The sequence below is a fragment of the Saccharicrinis sp. GN24d3 genome, assembly GCF_052400645.1.
Taxonomy (GTDB): domain Bacteria; phylum Bacteroidota; class Bacteroidia; order Bacteroidales; family Marinilabiliaceae; genus Saccharicrinis.
This window is the reverse complement of record NZ_JBQTGI010000071.1, coordinates 1-1,637: the sequence shown is the minus strand read 5'-3', so window position 1 is coordinate 1,637 and position 1,637 is coordinate 1. Positions and strand designations below refer to the sequence as shown.

The following is a 1,637-nucleotide window of genomic DNA, read 5'->3' as shown; positions in this document are numbered from 1 at the left end:
CTTGACTTCCGCATTGGGACACCCTAAAAATATTTTAAGATAATTTCATAAAGTTCTTCTTGTTCAGTGTCCATTTTTAAGAGAGTTGATCTCGTTTGTTTACTGTCTGGAAGAGTATATGTAATTTGATACATATTATGAGTGATCTCTGCAGCTTTTCTTATGGATAGTTCCGTATCTTCAAGTGCCAATATTCTCTCTAGTTCCTTGTATATAGCATATGCAGTAAAAGAAATGCAAATATGTGCTTCAATTCTGTTTCTTAACCTATGGTAAATTGGACGTATTCTTAAATCTGTTTTTGACATTCTGAACGCCCTTTCTATATGCCATAAATTACCGTAGTTGTTAATGACCTCTTCTTCCTTAAGCTTTGTGTTTGTTACATAACCTTTTAGTCCATCCCATTTGGCATCTTGTTCAAATTTTTCATAATCGATTTCTATAGTAACATCACCCAACATGGTTAGATATTTATTGTATCCCCTATTGTTAAGACTTGACTTTGTGAGTTTCCCTGACTTGACCTTCTTTTCTAACCTTGTTAATCCTCGTGTCCTGTTGTATTGATCTTTGGCTGCTCTTTTTTTTGAGTATGAAATAATGAGCCTTTTGCCGTCAGGCTTATTGATACAAAATACTTCGCCATCACCTAACGACAGGCCTAGTATCTTTTGTTTGATACTGTCTGGTTCATTTTTTAACCTGGCTCCTAAGATATATTCATACCCGTCACTTTCTAGAGCGGCTAAGTTATCTTTTGACAACAAGCCTGAATCGGCAACAACTATTGGTTTAGCCAAATTAAACTTGGCACTTATCTTTTCTAAAAAAGGAATAAGCGTATGCCCTTCATAAGTGTTCCCTTCGAAAATTTCATAACCTATAGCATAACCTCCTAAGCCTACTAACAAGCCCAAAAAGATTTGAGGTTTTTGATGTTTCCCATCCTTGCTAAAGCCGGTTTTTCTCAGGTCATCTTCGTCACTTGCTTCGAAGTATAATGTTGTCATATCATAGAACACAACAGATAAGTTACCGCCCAAAACTTTAAGTGTATGAGTGAATGCTATCTGTTCAACTTGATCTTTCAGCTTATCATGTAATTTATCCAAAAAACGGTATATCTTATCTACGCTTAAATGGATACCTTGATAGCGGTAAATATAATCAACGGTTTTCAGCTTACTCAAAGGGAAAGCTAACCTTGATATTACAAGATGTCTGAATAATTCTTCCTCAATTTGATTGAAGCCAATGTGGTTATAAATTTTCCCAAATACCATCTCCGGGCCGACCGTTCTTATATCAGAATTACTGATGTTTAACAATGCTTCCTCTGTATTTGAGTCTTTATCCGATAAGAAAAGGTTACTTTGTCCGGTGATTTTTTCAATTTCCTGATATCCAACATCAACCAACTTATCTATGTTCTGCTGCGTTGTGGCGCACCCAATTGATTTTATTACTCTATTAACACCTTTAACCTTCTGTATCACTTGTACAGAAACGCTTCCAGAACGATTAGGTTTCTTGCGAATAAACATTGACATATTTTTGGGACACCCAAGTTAAAAAAGAAAGTCAGCAATAGCAAGGGATACGGAGGGTGTCCCACAAAAAGTGCGGAAGTCAAG

General features: G+C 36.0%; 1 protein-coding gene. It reads right to left on the bottom strand.

Going from position 1 to position 1,637, the window contains the following annotated elements; genetic code table 11:
• Positions 1-23: 23 nt before the first annotated feature.
• Positions 24-1,547: an IS1634 family transposase gene (locus ACT29I_RS25625; protein WP_430937406.1), complete on the bottom strand. Its 1,524-nt coding sequence runs from the start codon at positions 1,545-1,547 to the stop codon at positions 24-26.
• Between the last annotated feature and the right edge of the window lie 90 nt (positions 1,548-1,637).

What these genes read in the sequence shown, in the direction of transcription:
- ACT29I_RS25625 (WP_430937406.1), bottom strand. Translation starts at nt 1,547, where the DNA reads ATGTTTATTCGCAAGAAACCTAATCGTTCTGGAAGCGTTTCTGTACAA.